Genomic DNA, 15,353 nt, shown 5'->3' with positions numbered 1-15,353 from the left:
TTCAACTCCCCGATGCAGACCGGCGGGGTGTTTCCCACCGCTTACGGCAATGATGACCGCCAGATTTCAGGTCATGAAACACCGCCAGGAACTTTTCTCGGGCGATGGCTGACGACCATGGGTCAATTTCGATGATCGGAATGGATTTCCGCCAACCGAATAGCCGCCGAGCTTCAATTTCAGAAAACCCGGCAAGATGGATCGCCTCAAGGAATGCCGCGAGCCGGTCAGCGTGATCAACAGCCTCTTGCCACTCATGAGGCAGCATGGCAGGGAGTCCGAATGCAGTGTGGATGGCCGCAGCCATTCGAGCCTCAAGTTCCATGTAACCTTGCCCTACTGCCCTCTTGAATGGTGTCACAAGGTCCGACGTAACGAATTCAGGTCCATCATGAAGCAAACCGGCCAACAAACATTGCACTGGCATGTCCGGAGAATTGGACGCGACCAACTCGGCCACCAGGATCGAGTGCTGGGCAACCGAATAACCATGTACGCCCAGGGTCTGACCGTTCCACCTCGCCAAGCGGGACAACCCCAGTGCGATGTCCTCAATCTCAATGTCGAGCGGACTGGGGGCCAGAATGTCCAGGCGTCGGCCCGAGAGCATTCGTTGCCACGCTCTTTCACTGATCTCTCCCATTCTCACCGCCCTTGGATCGAGGCGATCTGCTGATAACTGGCAGCGGTGAAATAGTCGTGGATGTCGTCCAGCAGCACCGGCGACATGGCAATAGCGGCGAATAATCCGAGTCGGGTCCAGATGGTCATCGAGCATCCCCTGCGAGTTGTTCGACCACCGTCAAAATCCGCATCGCCGTCGAATGGTCCGGCCATCGTCCGTCCTGGGCAAAGACATCGGCACGACGTTTTGCATCCTCAAGGGCAACCTGAAAGCCATACCGGGCAATTAGCTCTTCTGCCGCCCGGCGGACATCTTCATCGGTTGGAGATTGGGTGGTCATGGTGTTCATCACCAGGGTATGGTGTCAGACATGAGTGACTGTTTTGGTCACCTATGGTAATGCAGCCCACGCCACTCGTTGCCCATGAACCATTTCGGCTAATTCGACTGGCTCCAACACCTCCACAGTGTCACCCCAGGAATACAGGTGCCATGCCATTTCCAGGTCTGACGCCGCCATGATGGTGATGAGCAACGACCCATCCAATTGCCGTTCCACCTGCTGGGTGGGATGGAAGATGAATTCCTCGGCATCGTCGGCGGCTTCTGGGGCAAACCGCCAAACAGTCTTGAATGGTTCGCTCTGGAATAGCCCAAACGACCGAGCCGCAAACGCTTCCAGGGAGAATTCTGGATCGCGTTGGAACGGCTCGGCTGTCAGTTCGATGCCTTCGATATGCGGCAGGGCGAATAGTGTGACCGCATTGGCCTTTGGGTTCTCATGCCACGCGACGAGGTAGTTTCGGTGACCGTGCAGGAATCCATAGGGGTGGACCAATCGCTCGTTGACCTGCTTGGTTTTCCGATTCCGATACCTCAGCTTGACCTTTGTACAGGCCATAATGGCCTGTCGCAGTTCCTCGACCACAGAGATGTCGATCCGAGGACGCGGCCCTGGCCGCATTGCCAGCCCCTCTGCTTCGAGCAGAGCTTCAAGGTCCGGTTCCACCCTTCGTGCGACATCAGGCTTGAGCAAGGCACGAAGTTTGGCTCCCAATGTGGCCAGTTCGGCTGCCTCATCTTCCCGGTTGTCACGCTCGAACAGGCGTGTAGCGGACTCAAGAGCCGCCAATTCCTCGGCGGTGAAGGCGACCAATCGATCCAAGGTTCCGTTTGGCAATCGCCACCGCTTGGTCCGCTCACCCGTATCGACCTCCTCCATTTGGGGGAAGTTTCTTATGGCCGCATCACGCATCCGCATTGCCGTTCGCCGCCCGACACCGAATTTCTGCTCGATATCCAAGAGCGACAGACCGCCTCGTGCAGCCTGAAGCTCCAACGCCAACTGTAAGAGGTTGTCAGCCTTTTCGTACCGCACGGCGAATCTCCCATGACCGAATTGGTCATGCATTCTCTCTCGGATGGACAAATGGGACAACCGCATTGAGAACGGATGGTGACCGCTTTTGACTCCTATGGCCTATATGCTGGCCACCATGATGAGGAACCCATCCAGATCAGAATGCTTTCCGGCCAGATGGCGGTTCGTTGAAGGCCATCTCTTTGAGTGCCGCCATGATGGTGATGTTCGAATTTGGGGGCCTTGGGATGGAGCGTTTGGCTGCATGACCAAGAATGGAACCCAGGTCAGCCCCGAATGGCTACCACTTGGCCGTCTCGGCATCTGGCATGAACCTGCTGGCCCTCGTGATCAATCCTGGTTCGCATCGCGAATTGCCCTGGCGGCCTATTGGTCCGCCATTCCCACACCAGCGAGGTTGAAGGCAGCACTGGCTGGTGACGATCAGTGGCAGGCACTTTTAAACGCACACAAGAAGCATATCCAAAATGGACACTCTGGCTCCAGGCCGGGCGACCGGTCCTGTTCGTGACCGAGCGTTGCGTCTTTCGCTCGATGGTGACCTGATCACCAGGGTCGTAATTGATCAGGTCACCATCTGTCGCCGTGTCGCCATTGAGGGTATGGGTCATTTCACGATTGTCCAGACCCGCTCACGATCGATGCCTCTCACCGGGTGCTTGCCGAGAAGACGTACCAGTAAAATCCTTTGGTTCTTCAATTCCGCAATCGACCAATTTTTCACCGATGGTCATAACGGAAACCGCCCCTCTCCCAAGCCTGTGCTGCCCATCAGAAATTCTGTCCTCGGTAAAATGGAACTGCATTCCATTAAACTCGTCTGCCTTCAGATACCCATGCTGCTCAAGCCAATATGTGTTCTGAACCGCGATAACCTGCTCCGCCTTATCCAGCAAACGCGATTTCTTGGCTTCACCAAAATAATCGAGTTGGCGGATCAAGAAGGCTGCAAACTCATCTTGCGTCTCTCCAGGGTCTGGCCTGATAAAATCCTTATACCCCTCGATGCCTTCGAGCAACTCCTTGGCAAACCCCGTAGGACAGTTCCACATGATGCCAAACCCACCTGGGACTTTATTTTTGTAGAACGCATGGATAGCGATAACCTTTCTCATGTTGATCACTCCTTGATCTGGGGATACTGGTGCCACACCTGACCATCAATGGTCGGGGGGTATTCGGCATCGGACTTGGGCTTGAATGCCGACCACTGCTTCAGGAAGAAGGGGACGTTGAACTGTTGGCACTGGCGAAGGATGGCTTCCGCCCATTCCTTTTCCATTTTCCGCCACCCCTTGCCGCTTTCGCCGCCGACAATCACCCACTTCAAGGTGCCGTCTGCCAACCATGGGGTGATGTCCAAGGGTTCCAGCAACGGCTCGACTGACACGAACCGAATCTTCGCCTTGGTCCGCCGCAGATCATCAAGGCGATGAAGCGACGATTGGCAGCCGCAGGTGGTTCCCATCCAGATGTTGTCGGGGACATCCAGGGTCTGGGACATTTCCGCCATCCGTGCGGAACGCTTGGTGCAGATCAGGAAATTGGTTCCGTTGCCATTGGCCTTCATCGAGTCGAAAACGCGGGAGACCTTCAGATCATCGACGTTTTCATGGAAGGTGTCGGACATCGAGTTGACGAACAGCCGCTCGGTCTTGATGGTCTTGAGGCTTTCGATCTGCTTCTCGACAATCCCGATTTTTCCGGTCGGAACTCGCTTGCCGCGTTCGCCCTTGACGGTCCCTTCGTACCCTTCGTTGCCCATGCACTGATGGCGATATGCCCATCCCGTCATGTAACAGTTGGCACATTCGGGCGACACCTTGGAGCACCCCTTAAAAGGGTTACATGTACTTGTCGCCCAGGCGATTTCAGTAGTTTGATTAGCCATTTTGGTTACCTCACAGTGATGTTTCAGATGCACAAATGCATCGTTAGTGGAAACATCGCTACCGTACAAAATGTCACCGGCCAATGGCCAACTTGCAAGCAACCGTAATTTTGAAATACGCCGTGGCCAATGGGCCGCATTTTTTAAGTTACAATGTGATTTCAATTAACATTCTTATATTTTATATAAAGCGACACATCGCCACTACTCAGATTCATGTCCTTTAATCGGACATCAATCTCGACATCGGGACCTTCGAGGATCGTCGGCGAATACCCGAAAATGATCGGAAATTTGGCGTTGGAAGCGTTGATCAACCCCACCGATCCGAAGTAATGTTCTTATCATGTTCGCACCTAGCCCAAACGCTCCATTGCCTCCCGGCACCTGTCAGGCATCTTCTCGTGGCTTCGCTCCATTGGAAGCCACAGCACCGATCTATTCCGCCCTGGTGGCTGCCGGATTTCCCTCCCCCGCCGACGACCACCTGGAGGGCAAGCTCGATCTCCACGAATTGATGGTGAAAAGACCGGCGGCAACCTTCTTCTGTCGGGCCGATGGCGATTCCATGACCGGTGCAGGCATCCATAGTGGTGACCTGCTGGTGGTGGATCGTTCGGTTCAGCCCCACGACGGCGACATCGTTGTGGCGACCCTGGACGGTGGCTTGACGGTGAAGACCTTGCGGAAGACCGAGGATGGGTGGGAATTGGCCTCGGCCAATCCGGACTACCCCAGCTTCTCCGTCGATCCTGATGATGGCGTCCAAATATGGGGCGTCGTCACCTTCTCCGTCTCGGCCTTAGCCAAACGGTGATGGGCGATGGCGGTCTACGCCCTGGTGGACTGCAACAATTTTTACGTCTCTTGCGAACGGGCGTTCAATCCTGCCCTTGAAGGCAAGCCGGTCATCGTCATGTCCAACAATGATGGCTGTGCCGTGGCCCGTTCCGCAGAGGCCAAAGCCATTGGCGTCGGCATGGGCGAACCTGCCTTCAAATTGCGGCATCTGGTCGATAGCCATGGATTGATCATGCTGTCGAGCAACTACGCCCTGTACGGGGACATGTCCGAAAGGGTGATGTCCGTTTTAGCGACATTCTCGCCGGGGGCCGAGATCTACAGCATCGACGAATGCTTTCTGGATTTGGATGGCATGCCAGTGGACAACCTAACTGCATGGTCCCAGCAGGTACGTGCCACAGTGCGACGTTGGACCGGCATTCCCGTGTCGGTCGGGATCGGCACCACCAAGACCTTGGCGAAACTGGCCAACAGACTCGCAAAGAAATCCAAGAAGGCGAATGGCGTGCTCGATCTGAGCCGTGATGCCCGATGGATAGAGGCCGCCCTCAAGCAGACCCCAGTCGGTGACGTGTGGGGCATTGGCCGCCAGTATGCAGCCCTCTGTGGCGTGAATGGTATCCGAACCGCCTTTGACCTGACCTTGCAGCCAGATGGATGGATCAAGAAGACCATGGGGGCGGTCGGCCTTCGCACCGTGATGGAATTGCGAGGAACCCCCGTCCACACCCTGGACACGGCACCATCAGACAAGCACACAACCTGCTGCTCGCGTTCGTTCGGTGCATCCGTTACAGAGTTTGAGCAAGTGCATGATGCGGTGATGACCTTTGCCAGCCGGGCAGCCGAGAAAATTCGCGGTGAAGGACTGGTGTCCGGTGCTGTGCAGGTGTTCGCCTATACCGACAGGTTCCGCCCCGACCAGCCACAGTTTTCACTGAACTCCATGATCCGTCTGTCGCCACCGACATCATCCACGCCGCACATCATTGGGGCGGCCCTGAAGGGGCTGAAATCAGCGTGGCGTGACGGCTACGAGTATAAGAAGGCAGGCGTGATCATGCTCGATTTGGTCCGCCCCGAAGACATCCCGCGTGACCTGTTTTCACCACCACCAGAATCAGGTGCACGGCCAACGGCGTTGATGGCTGCGGTAGATGGCATCAACGGAAAGATGGGCAAAGGGGCTGTCGGATTCGGGTTGGTTCCCGACGACGCACCGTGGAAGATGCGATGCAGCAACCGAACCCCGAGCTTCACGACCAGTTGGGACGACATACCGGTGGTTAAGGCGTGATCAGTGGAGGATCACAGGGATCAGCCACAGCCGCATGATTTGTCGGCCTGGATCGGCGGACACGGCACCGAACCATAGGAGCAGAACACGCAGCAATCGCCGGGCTTGGGTCGCAGAACAATGCCGCACCCTTTGCAATCATAGAAAAACTGGCATGCGTCGCTCGGCATCACCTCCACCTCGTGGTGGCCGCAATGGGGGCAGGTGATCTTGGATTGGAGAATAATCGCGGTTTTGGCCAGCACATCGTCCCCCTTATCGTGGCCGCAGATGTCGTTCACCGGCCAGGAAGTAGCTCAACATGAAGGCGGCTTCCTGTGGCGGCGGCGAAGCGTGCCAGTGAAGTCGATGAAGGAAGGGAACGGCCACTTTCCAGCCGTGCTACCACGGACTGGGTGGTACCCATTTTCTTCGCAAGTTCGGCCTGAGATAGACCAGCCCGTTGACGGGCACGGATAAGGGTTTCCGCAATCTCGAACTCTGGGGCGAGACGGTCATATTCGGCCTTCACCTCGGGATCAGCCAGCATTTTAGCCTTGAGGTCATTCAGGCTGGTCATTTCAAAATCTCCTTGGCCCGAGCCAATGCGAGTTCAATCTCCTGGCGGGGCGTCTTCTGGGTCTTTTTTACAAAGGCACGCACCACCACGACCCGCCGACCAGTGACGGTCACATAAAGGGCACGGGCGATGCCGTCGCGGCCCATTAGCCGCATCTCCCATAACTTGCCCTCAAGCGACTTCACATGTGGATGCCCCATACCTTCCAACCCTGCGGACTCAATCATCCCGGCAATCCGCAGGAATCGGGCCTGCATATCCTTGGGCAAGGCCGCGATTTCCGCATCCACGATTTCGTTGAGGGTTTCGACCTTCCACTCCATGGGCGGATCATATCGCAAAATAGCGATTTTCGGAAGGCGATTGATTTTCGGGAATGGTCACATCGGTCATCTAATCATGTCCAGCGACCGATAGACGGATGTACGAGCGATGCCCAATTGTTTGCTAATCGCCGCAACACTGAATCCTTGCCCCTTGAGCCGACGAACCTCAGCAACGTCGATCTTCGGAGGGCGACCACGGTACCGTTCCGGGTGATCCGTCTTCGCCCGCTGGATTCCTTCGATCTGTCGTTCCCGCCGAAGCTGCGTTTCAAACTCCGCAAACACCCCAAGGAGATTGATGGTCAAGGAGCCGTAAATGTCGCCCGTGTCGAACGGCTGCTCGGTGGCCTTCAGACTGGCCCCCCTTTCCTTAAGTACCTTGATGATGTCCTGGAGGTCGGAGATGGATCGGGCCAGCCGGTCGATCCTGGTCACGACCAGGACATCATCGGTTCGCAGAAACTCCAACAGGGTTTCCAGTTCCCGGCGACCATCGCGGCTGGTGCCGCTGATTTTTTCTGATCGGATGATCTGGCAACCGGCAGCCTTCAAGGCATCAATCTGGATGTCGAGAGATTGGTCGGCGGAAGAGCAGCGGGCATATCCGTACAGCATGGATTTGCTCCATATGGGTCATAGATCCATATATTAAAGCGTTCCATAAATACAAAAGCAACCCATCTGGAACAATATTTCCTGACTGTGGCGGAGTTGCAGCAGGGTATACCTTAATGTTGCATACGATAATGCACCCTAAGATACAGATTAAAGGCATTGATATATTAAATACATGGATGGCAATTCACAGCTTTTTTGACTCAATGAAACTTTCCAACCTATGAGTCATTGGAGTAGACGTCTTGATGTACCGTGGTAGCATCTTGAAGGGGCGGCTGAAAATGCCGCGTCCTATGATCGGGGCGTAGCCCATGGACGGCAGGAAGGCGTCATGGTTAAAAAATCAAAGAGCTATCCATTTGAATATCTCGATTCGAGAATTATAATTTTTCAGAATAAACCAACCAATGACGGCGGAAAAGCTAAGTGGTCATTCAGAGTTACAATCCCGCCACATAAGCCTATTGAACGCAGAATCAGTGACTACTTTGAATACAACCCAAAGCACTACGCAAGGGCAAGCGAGTCATTTCCATATGAATCTGAGCCAACTCCGGAAATTATAGCCTATGCGAAGAGGATACTTTTTGCTTATAGAGAAGAGGTTAGTCGGACAGGGCGGCTGCCATATGATCAGCCAAAGCTTATAACCATTGTTGAGACATATGTTTCCGGGACTGATCTTGAGTTGTTGATGCGGAAAATTGATCCCAACAGAAGTGAGCCTGAGGCAATGTTTGTTCGGTTGAATCAGGTTACTTACGTTAGTATGAAGAAGTGGACTGAGAGTTTCGGCGATAACGAGCCACGAGTGCGGGCCATCATCAAGGCGGCACTGATCAAGGCTCTGTCGGACGAATTGATTCCAGGCATCCCCCCTATCTTCACCTAAATTTTCCCATACAGCCCCCGTCCATCGGGCCGAAAATTCCCACAGAATTCCAGCCCGGAAGTTAGGCTTCCGGCCATTTCGGCTTGGGAATTTTCCCACGCAAAAACTCCCACAAAACTCAAATAAACACTTTAAAAACAATATGTTAGCCTATTGCAAACTTTGAATTCACCTCGTTTAATGGCGACAGAAACCACGATGGTGGCACGCCATGAACAACGAATTCCGCTCCTCCGCCTTTGAGAAAATCGACCGTCAGATTTTCGAATCCAACGGCAAATTCCAGACCCCGGAGAAGGTTGCTGGTTGGGTGATCGCCTGCGTCATTACCCGGCCCAGTGCCATGACGACTGGCACTCCCAGCAACGATAACACCCCGCACAAAGGGAGCACCCCGCCCAAACCCCCGGCCATGGCTTTGCGGCTGGCTGCTTAATCATAAGGAGACCTCACCATGTCCGACTTTGAACCCATTCTTCGCCCTTCCCGGAAGGCGGTGATTTCCGCTGTCTCTCTGGGGCTTCGTACCCACATCGCCCTCGTCAACGTCATCGTCTCCGCCTTCGAGGTGCTGCCCGAACTCCGCAAGGACGAGGCCGCGTTTATCAATTTCGCCAAGCAGCAATATGGGCTGACCGTCATGGGCAAGGCGGTGGACGATTTCACCCTGCTCGTGGTCAAGGTCTTGTTCCACAACGTCTCGGAGAAGACGGACTTCCGCCGCCGTCTTGGGCAGATTGCGACCGCCCTTCGGTATCTGGAACTGCACCGTGACGAATTCCCCGCCGAATACATTAAGCGGTTGATTCACGACCAGGGCGGTATGTCGGGGCTGGTGAAAGCTTTCCGCAATGAGAGGCGGACCCACCGCGACACGAGCCGCGAAGAGAAGAAGGTCCGCACCATCCAGACCTACGTCGCCGGTTTGCCGCAGATCGGCACCACCACCCACTACGCCGACCATCAGTGCACGACCATCAATGATGTCAAAGACAGCCAGACTCTCGAAGCTCTGGCCCAATCGCCGGGTCGTGTCTTGATCGTGGGTGACATCGACGAGCAGTTCAATCTTACGAATTTACGGGTCGTTGAACGCGACCAGGACGAAATCGACCGTCTGCTCACCCGCAAGGCTGCCCAGGTCACCAAGACCGGCAGCAACGACAATCAGCCCATGAAGGAGGCCATTTAAATGTTCACCAAGTCCCAGATTGAAGCCGCCCGTTACACCCTGCGGACGCCCTTCGACCACCCCGAATCCGAGGCCATGCGGAAGATCGCTCTGTGGCTGTTGGACCACGCCATGCCGATCCCGTTGCCGCCGACCAAGAAGGTTCGGAAGGCTCGTAAACCCCGCCGTACTTATGACGAAGCGGCGGACATTATCCTCTCCGACGACCCGCCTTCGGTTCTGATGGAACGCTATGGCGTCACGTTGGGGACGATCAACCACTACAAGTCCGGGCACGGAAATTACAAGAAGTTCGAGGGCTGCTCGGGGTTCTGGAAGGAATACAGCCGTAAGCACCGTGCCGAGATTCGCCGCCTGACGAAAAACAGCAATGACAATCAGAAATTCAAGGAGGCCATGTGATGAAACCCGCCATCAAGCCCCACCTGGACGTCCCTCTGATTCTCGCCCCCGAAAGGATGTCGAGCATCATCCGCTCCCCTGGTGGGAAGCACCGTCTGGCTCGTGATCTGGTCAACCTCGCCCCGTTCACGATCAGCGAGTACCGGGAACCTTTCGCGGGGAGTGCCGCTGTTGCCTTTCGCATGGTCCGGGCGGGACGTACCCGGAAAATCTGGATCAACGATCTCGATCCCGGCATCGCCAATATGTGGACCGTGGTTCGCGACGATCCTGCTGGGCTGATCCGGGTTTTGCGTTCTCTCCATGGCCGGTTCGGGGCGGGCAGCAAAGAGTTGTTTGATCTGTCCGTCCAGATGGTCGAGAGCGACGATCGCACTGAAGCGGCGGCGGCATTCTATACCCGCAACCACTTGAGCATGTACGGGGCCAACGGCATGTCGTCGTATGCCCCGAGCCATCCGCGTGATGATCGCGGACTCCGACCGATCCACATCAATTACATCCCCCAGTTTTCGGCGTGGCTTCAAGGTGCCCGGATCACCAATTTGGATTACCGGGAAGTTCTTGATGCCCCTGGTGCCGGGGTGATGTGCTTCGTTGATCCGCCCTATGCCCAGGTGGGCAAGGCCATGTACCCCTTTGGCGAGGCCGATCTGGAAGAGCTTGCTCGACATGTACGTGCCAGCGGCCATTCCTGCTTGATCACGGTGGACGACAGTCCGGCGAACCGTGTCGCATTCTCGGACATGCATCCCATTCTCCATGCCTTCATGAGCAACATGGGCAATATCCACAAATCGGCGGAACTGGTGTGTGCGAATTACACCACCCCGCTCTACACGGTCCATGCCAGGAAAATTGGGGAGGAGATCGAGCCGATTGCCCCGGTGATTATGCCCAACAACGACATGGTGCCAGTGGTGGCGTCCCAGTCGTCCAACGACGATTCACCTGCTGGTGAACCCACGAAGAAGGAATGGAAGGCACGGACCCTTTTCATCACCAAGGCGAACCAAAAGAAGAATTGCGAATGGTATACTCCGCCCAGTTTGCTCAGCCAAATCTACGCCGCCAATGACAACCAGCCCTTCGACATCGACCCTTGCTCGCCATGCAAAGGGGAGAACGCTCCGGTTTGGGCACGCCAGCATTTCACCCAGGCCGAAGACGGATTGGCTCAAAATTGGCACGGTCGTGTTTGGCTGAACCCCCCGTATCATAGCCTTCGTCACTGGGTCGAAAAAGCCGCCGATGCTGTGTGGTGCCGTCACATGCCTGACGCTCCAACCGAAGCCTCTGCTGTTCGTGACCTGCCCTTGTGCGAAATCCGTGGTCGGCATTATCCCTGTTCGCACCCACACGAGCTACTGGCGGAAATTCGTGAGTGAACATGCCTGCGTGTTCTTCATCGCTGGCAAGGTCGGATTCTTGAAGGGTATTGATGGTAAAGGCATCGAAGTTCAATCCCGGATGCCCGAGGGCTTGGCCTTCGTGATCTGGGGAAACCATAGGCCGTTTTCGAATTATCTCCGGTCGCTTCCCACGTCGATGATCGATGTGTACGAACGTTCCGGTCCAGTCATCCACGATCACCCGGTGCGGTACTGGGATTCGATGAAGAAGGTGGCGTGATGGAACTTGGCAGTGATGGAGTGAAGGCCGAATTTTCATCCCGCCTCCACGCCGATCCCTGACCTATTCACCCGAGCGGTTCCGCTTGGCCTTCATCTTCGCCGCCTCGATCTGGGCATCGAGTTCGCCGGTCTTCACGGCCTGGACCACCTGGGTCAGTACGGTGATCACCTCCTTCTCGGTCTTTCCGGCAACAATGCTCGGCTTTCCCGGCTGAAGTTCGACCACGACGGCATGACCGTAGCGTACCTGCACCATGATGTTCCCATCGGTAGCCCGCCAGTACCAGGGCTTGGGCGGTGCCGCGACCGACTTGCGAATGGCATTGCCCTCCGCATCCTTGCTGTATCGGGTGCGTTCGACCTTGTAATTCTGGTCGGACAACAGGCCGATCTGATGCTGAATCCCATCGATCACCACATCACGGGCAGACTTCTTGCGGGTCTCCGAGATCAGCGGACGCTTGGCGTCAGAAAACTTCAAGTTGAGCATAGTAACCTCCATGCATTGACGTCTGCACATAGATTACGGAGTCAAAATAGTATTTGCAAGATTGGTAAACAAATAATTTTAGTACCAATTACTCGACACGACGCCAAATTTCAGTCCACGCCTCATTTTCAAGCTTCTTGAGTGCATTCACACCTTCTTTGTATTCAATGGCTTGAGCAGCATCTGTACATTCAACGGCAGCTTCATTTGTTGCATCTATCACGCCGGTCACATTTGATATCAATGATAAAAGTGCTTCAGTCGATATCCTTCGGTTTCTTGATTTCGATGAGCTAAAGTAGCTCTGACCTCGATTCAACCACTCTCCAAATTCACGACCTGATTTCACGATTCCAAGGCAATGGAACTCGTCATATATCTCCTGTAGTTCACGCATCTCGACGTTACTCCTGCTGATGTTGCAGGAGTATTTATCAAGCCGCTGCGTTCCCACGTGCAGCCCACCCCAGATATCGCCCGACCAGATTTTTGGAATTGTTGCGACCGCTATTGATGGTCGGCCCGATTTCTCTTTTTTCCAATCCCGCAGCGAATGCCGCCTGTTCCAGCCGGGTTTCCACCATCCATGTGTCAAGTAAACCGGCACTTGCCATGGCGAACCCATGCAGCGATGCCCGGTACAGTGCGTTGTTTCGTCCCAGCACGACATCGCCGATGGCGGCGACCAATTTGTCGAAGAACCCGGCGGCATGGGAGTGATCTTCGGGCATGGGCAATTCATCTGGAACGGCAACCAGGATCGGCGGAGGCATATCGATTGGCAGGATGTTGTTCTGCACCCATAGGGTTGGATTGATCGGATCACCATCGAAGACCTGGAAAAACCCATCACTGCCATCCATGGGCTTGCATGGCAGGTACATCATGTTCTCCACCGACAGCTTGGTCGGGTCGATGCCATGGCATGGCTTTGCCGATCCCCGTTTCCGTTGCCGGGGTGAACAGTAGCCGTTGGACTGGACCACCTTGATGATCTGTTTGCAGATGGAGTTGTAGGTTTCAGCCATCATGTAGCCGGTCGTCGGCATGAACACCCGGTAGCGGGTGTCGTTGGTCGAGGAGGCCGTGTTGTAGATCACCATGGATTTGCCCGCGAACATCTTGGCAAAGGCGTGATAGGCCATATCCCCGTCATCGATATCGAGCCAGATGCCCCAGGTGATCACCGCGTTGTCCCTTCCCCGGCTTTTGTCGCCCAGAGTTGGGTTGAACAGGGTCGGGCTGATCAGGAAGTTACTGTGCTTGTCCTGGCAGGTCCGCCCATGGCAATGACGAAGCCACTCGATCATGTCGGCCATGGAATTGAGGAACAGATGACTGGTGGTGTTGGTGTCCCGGATATGGCGGAACAAAGTTCCAGCGAATAGCTCCCGTTCCAGGATCGACAAATCCATGAAATCAGATGCAGATGTGTCTACTAACGACAAATGGTCATGTTTCGATGTAACGATAGGTGAATAATATATATTCGCCAATCGTAACGGTGAAATCTTACCATTTTGTATTTCAGGCAATATATTTGCCAGTTCCACTTCCAAAATATGCTCATCTTTCCTCTTGCGATATGCCCGGACTCGGGCTGAATTATCCACATGGAGCCGATTGCGGTGCCCCTTGCCCTTCTTTGCAAGCTGAACACCTGGAGCTTGGACCATGGTGCAGCCGGGAAACTGATCGGCCAGCCACTGGGCTACACCGATGTCGGTGACCACGACCCGAACAGGTACATCGCAATGGAGATCACGAAGACTGCACCGCATCACTGCCTGATAGACGGCTTGATGGCAGATCGCGTCTCTAATCTGGTCTGGGGTAATGCCGAAATTCGACAAGAACCGGCATTGCATAGGTGTTGGCAGGAACGAGGCCACCACCACGACATTGTGAAATTCGGAAAACTTATTCATTCCATGGGGTTTGTGCGGCAACGCGGTCGCGGGCAACTGGGCGAATAATTCCTCGGCTGCATCCTCTGCGTCCTTGTTCACCTGAAAAAGAAAGGGCTGGTCACCAACCAGTTCGGCGGCCTTGGTCAGGCCGAGGATGGTGTTGCTGATCTCCGTACCATCGACAGTGACCTTCTTACCGCCCAGCTTTTTGGACCAGCTATCGTCGGCCAGATAATGAATGGAGACCCGATGACCGTTCTGATGCTGCTGGAACCGAAGGGCGTTGGTCAACTGGCGATGCGGTTCGAACACTGCCCCCTGGACTGCCCATAGGTGATGAAGCAGCGACTCCTCAAAGTGTGCCCCCATGATAATCGCCGATGCGAACTTGGTGAATGCTGATGGCTTCAGAACCCCGAACAGGTACAGAGGATATTTGCCGTTTTCGGTGTCACCGGCCACGGTGCGTTCGATGTTCTCCCTGATCGCGAAGACATCATAATCCGGGTCCAGAATGGCTCGGGCTATGGCTTTGAATTCAGCATCAACAGCGTCATCGCCATCGGCAAGACGGCGAAGTTTGGCATTGTCTGTTGCTGCCACCTTGACGTTGTCGGCGGAGAAATCCTGCCACGATATGGCCAAGGTGATGATCTCGTGGTTGTGCGGAAGGTGCTTGCAGAACATCACGTCGGGGGCAGGAATCTCATCGACGATCACATGCCAATGTTCAGGCCGGTGGACATATGGCAGTCGCAGCAACGCCTGCTGGGTCAGGAACAGAACCTGGCCCCCTTCACCTGGGCATTTCAAATGCCCCATGATGGAGGTGATCACCTGCCCTTCTTCGCAGGTGCTGCCGTCGAACCGGTAGACCGGAACCGGCTTCTTTCGCCGTGAACTGGCCCGTTCCTTAGCCTTGGCAAACCATTCGTCGATGCAGGTTTTCGTTGGCTGGGCGATGATAACCTTGTGGCCCTTGGACGCCATATCCACCGCGTAGGTGACGGCGGCGTCGGTCTTGCCTGCACTTGCAGGGCTTGAAACTGTGAGAATTTGTTTTCCCTTGATCTCCATAATATCACCAAAAACAAAACCCTCGACAGTGCGAGCCGCCAAGCTCCTGTCGAGGGTTACCACCCGAACATATCCGGGCGTTTGATTGTCATGATCTGTTGGCGGCTCGATCAGTACATCTATTTATCTTCGGCGATAATTCACCGGCCCCACGTGTGCGGAGTCCAAACCCGTATAGCCGGGCCGCACCGTCGCGGCCAATTTTTAAATTCATCAAGGCGGCAGATAAGTAAATTGACAAGAACACCGTACCTA

At 55.0% G+C, this 15,353-nt stretch carries 21 protein-coding genes; 8 read left to right on the top strand and 13 right to left on the bottom strand.

Annotated elements, in window-relative coordinates; all coding sequences use genetic code 11:
- Window position 1: 1 nt before the first annotated feature.
- The 6 genes from AMB_RS10460 to AMB_RS10445 all read right to left on the bottom strand — a co-directional run bounded on the left by AMB_RS10460 (window position 2) and on the right by AMB_RS10445 (window position 3,897).
- Complete coding sequence (locus tag AMB_RS10460) at window positions 2-643, bottom strand: phosphohydrolase (protein WP_011384471.1); 642 nt, start codon at window positions 641-643, stop codon at window positions 2-4.
- Between the two features lie 2 nt (window positions 644-645).
- Window positions 646-771, bottom strand: a complete 126-nt coding sequence (locus AMB_RS26770; RefSeq protein ID WP_269446066.1) for a hypothetical protein — start codon at window positions 769-771, stop codon at window positions 646-648.
- Complete coding sequence (locus AMB_RS25215) at window positions 768-965, bottom strand: hypothetical protein (RefSeq protein WP_148207386.1); 198 nt, start codon at window positions 963-965, stop codon at window positions 768-770. The genes AMB_RS26770 and AMB_RS25215 overlap by 4 nt, the downstream gene beginning before the upstream one ends.
- 51 nt (window positions 966-1,016) lie before the next feature.
- Window positions 1,017-2,036: a helix-turn-helix transcriptional regulator gene (locus tag AMB_RS10455; protein ID WP_148207385.1), complete on the bottom strand. Its 1,020-nt coding sequence runs from the start codon at window positions 2,034-2,036 to the stop codon at window positions 1,017-1,019.
- Window positions 2,037-2,638: 602 nt separating this feature from the next.
- Window positions 2,639-3,121, bottom strand: coding sequence for a hypothetical protein (locus tag AMB_RS10450; RefSeq protein WP_043744145.1), 483 nt, complete (start codon window positions 3,119-3,121; stop codon window positions 2,639-2,641).
- Window positions 3,122-3,126: 5 nt separating this feature from the next.
- Window positions 3,127-3,897, bottom strand: coding sequence for a phage Gp37/Gp68 family protein (locus AMB_RS10445; protein WP_011384468.1), 771 nt, complete (start codon window positions 3,895-3,897; stop codon window positions 3,127-3,129).
- A gap of 418 nt (window positions 3,898-4,315) precedes the next feature.
- Between AMB_RS10445 and AMB_RS10440 the strand changes: the two genes are divergently transcribed.
- Together AMB_RS10440 and AMB_RS10435 are read left to right on the top strand one after the other, a co-directional pair.
- Complete coding sequence (locus tag AMB_RS10440) at window positions 4,316-4,714, top strand: LexA family protein (protein WP_197531989.1); 399 nt, start codon at window positions 4,316-4,318, stop codon at window positions 4,712-4,714.
- Between the two features lie 6 nt (window positions 4,715-4,720).
- The gene (locus AMB_RS10435; protein WP_011384466.1) at window positions 4,721-5,998 is read left to right on the top strand and encodes a Y-family DNA polymerase; all 1,278 of its coding nucleotides are present in this window, start codon (window positions 4,721-4,723) and stop codon (window positions 5,996-5,998) included.
- Between the two features lie 20 nt (window positions 5,999-6,018).
- Here AMB_RS10435 and AMB_RS26765 read toward each other — a convergent pair whose 3' ends face one another.
- The 4 genes from AMB_RS26765 to AMB_RS10415 form a co-directional block, all read right to left on the bottom strand.
- The gene (locus tag AMB_RS26765) at window positions 6,019-6,279 is read right to left on the bottom strand and encodes a GDCCVxC domain-containing (seleno)protein (protein WP_011384465.1); all 261 of its coding nucleotides are present in this window, start codon (window positions 6,277-6,279) and stop codon (window positions 6,019-6,021) included.
- Window positions 6,276-6,557 carry a helix-turn-helix domain-containing protein gene (locus AMB_RS10425; protein ID WP_011384464.1) on the bottom strand — a complete coding sequence of 94 codons (282 nt, stop codon included), beginning with the start codon at window positions 6,555-6,557 and terminating at the stop codon, window positions 6,276-6,278. Before AMB_RS10425 ends, AMB_RS26765 begins: the two co-directional genes overlap by 4 nt.
- On the bottom strand, window positions 6,554-6,880 hold the full coding sequence (locus AMB_RS10420; RefSeq protein ID WP_011384463.1) for a type II toxin-antitoxin system RelE/ParE family toxin: 327 nt from the start codon (window positions 6,878-6,880) through the stop codon (window positions 6,554-6,556). The genes AMB_RS10425 and AMB_RS10420 overlap by 4 nt, the downstream gene beginning before the upstream one ends.
- Window positions 6,881-6,946: 66 nt before the next feature.
- Window positions 6,947-7,498 carry a recombinase family protein gene (locus tag AMB_RS10415; RefSeq protein WP_011384462.1) on the bottom strand — a complete coding sequence of 184 codons (552 nt, stop codon included), beginning with the start codon at window positions 7,496-7,498 and terminating at the stop codon, window positions 6,947-6,949.
- A 334-nt stretch (window positions 7,499-7,832) separates the two neighbouring features.
- On the opposite strand from AMB_RS10415, the gene AMB_RS25210 reads away from it, so the two are divergent.
- The 6 genes from AMB_RS25210 to AMB_RS10390 all read left to right on the top strand — a co-directional run bounded on the left by AMB_RS25210 (window position 7,833) and on the right by AMB_RS10390 (window position 11,619).
- Window positions 7,833-8,393 carry a hypothetical protein gene (locus AMB_RS25210; protein WP_148207384.1) on the top strand — a complete coding sequence of 187 codons (561 nt, stop codon included), beginning with the start codon at window positions 7,833-7,835 and terminating at the stop codon, window positions 8,391-8,393.
- 211 nt (window positions 8,394-8,604) lie between these two features.
- Window positions 8,605-8,829 (top strand): hypothetical protein, encoded by a 225-nt coding sequence (locus tag AMB_RS10410; protein WP_011384460.1) that lies wholly within the window; start codon window positions 8,605-8,607, stop codon window positions 8,827-8,829.
- An 18-nt stretch (window positions 8,830-8,847) separates the two neighbouring features.
- Window positions 8,848-9,585 (top strand): hypothetical protein, encoded by a 738-nt coding sequence (locus tag AMB_RS10405; RefSeq protein WP_011384459.1) that lies wholly within the window; start codon window positions 8,848-8,850, stop codon window positions 9,583-9,585.
- Window positions 9,586-9,987: a hypothetical protein gene (locus AMB_RS10400; RefSeq protein WP_011384458.1), complete on the top strand. Its 402-nt coding sequence runs from the start codon at window positions 9,586-9,588 to the stop codon at window positions 9,985-9,987. It begins immediately after the preceding gene.
- The gene (locus AMB_RS10395; protein ID WP_011384457.1) at window positions 9,987-11,375 is read left to right on the top strand and encodes a DNA N-6-adenine-methyltransferase; all 1,389 of its coding nucleotides are present in this window, start codon (window positions 9,987-9,989) and stop codon (window positions 11,373-11,375) included. The genes AMB_RS10400 and AMB_RS10395 overlap by 1 nt, the downstream gene beginning before the upstream one ends.
- Complete coding sequence (locus AMB_RS10390) at window positions 11,368-11,619, top strand: hypothetical protein (protein ID WP_011384456.1); 252 nt, start codon at window positions 11,368-11,370, stop codon at window positions 11,617-11,619. Before AMB_RS10395 ends, AMB_RS10390 begins: the two co-directional genes overlap by 8 nt.
- 63 nt (window positions 11,620-11,682) lie before the next feature.
- On the opposite strand, the gene AMB_RS10385 is transcribed toward AMB_RS10390, so the two are convergent.
- The 3 genes from AMB_RS10385 to AMB_RS10380 form a co-directional block, all read right to left on the bottom strand.
- Window positions 11,683-12,111, bottom strand: a complete 429-nt coding sequence (locus AMB_RS10385) for a hypothetical protein (protein ID WP_148207382.1) — start codon at window positions 12,109-12,111, stop codon at window positions 11,683-11,685.
- 88 nt (window positions 12,112-12,199) lie between these two features.
- Window positions 12,200-12,508, bottom strand: coding sequence for a DUF6626 family protein (locus AMB_RS25205; protein WP_148207381.1), 309 nt, complete (start codon window positions 12,506-12,508; stop codon window positions 12,200-12,202).
- 37 nt (window positions 12,509-12,545) lie between these two features.
- Window positions 12,546-15,161, bottom strand: a complete 2,616-nt coding sequence (locus tag AMB_RS10380; protein WP_043744142.1) for a DEAD/DEAH box helicase family protein — start codon at window positions 15,159-15,161, stop codon at window positions 12,546-12,548.
- Window positions 15,162-15,353 lie beyond the last annotated feature (192 nt).

The organism is Paramagnetospirillum magneticum AMB-1 (genome assembly GCF_000009985.1).
GTDB lineage: Bacteria > Pseudomonadota > Alphaproteobacteria > Rhodospirillales > Magnetospirillaceae > Phaeospirillum > Phaeospirillum magneticum.
Note: the sequence above shows the minus strand (reverse complement) of the source record. Positions and strands in the feature narration are given on the sequence as shown.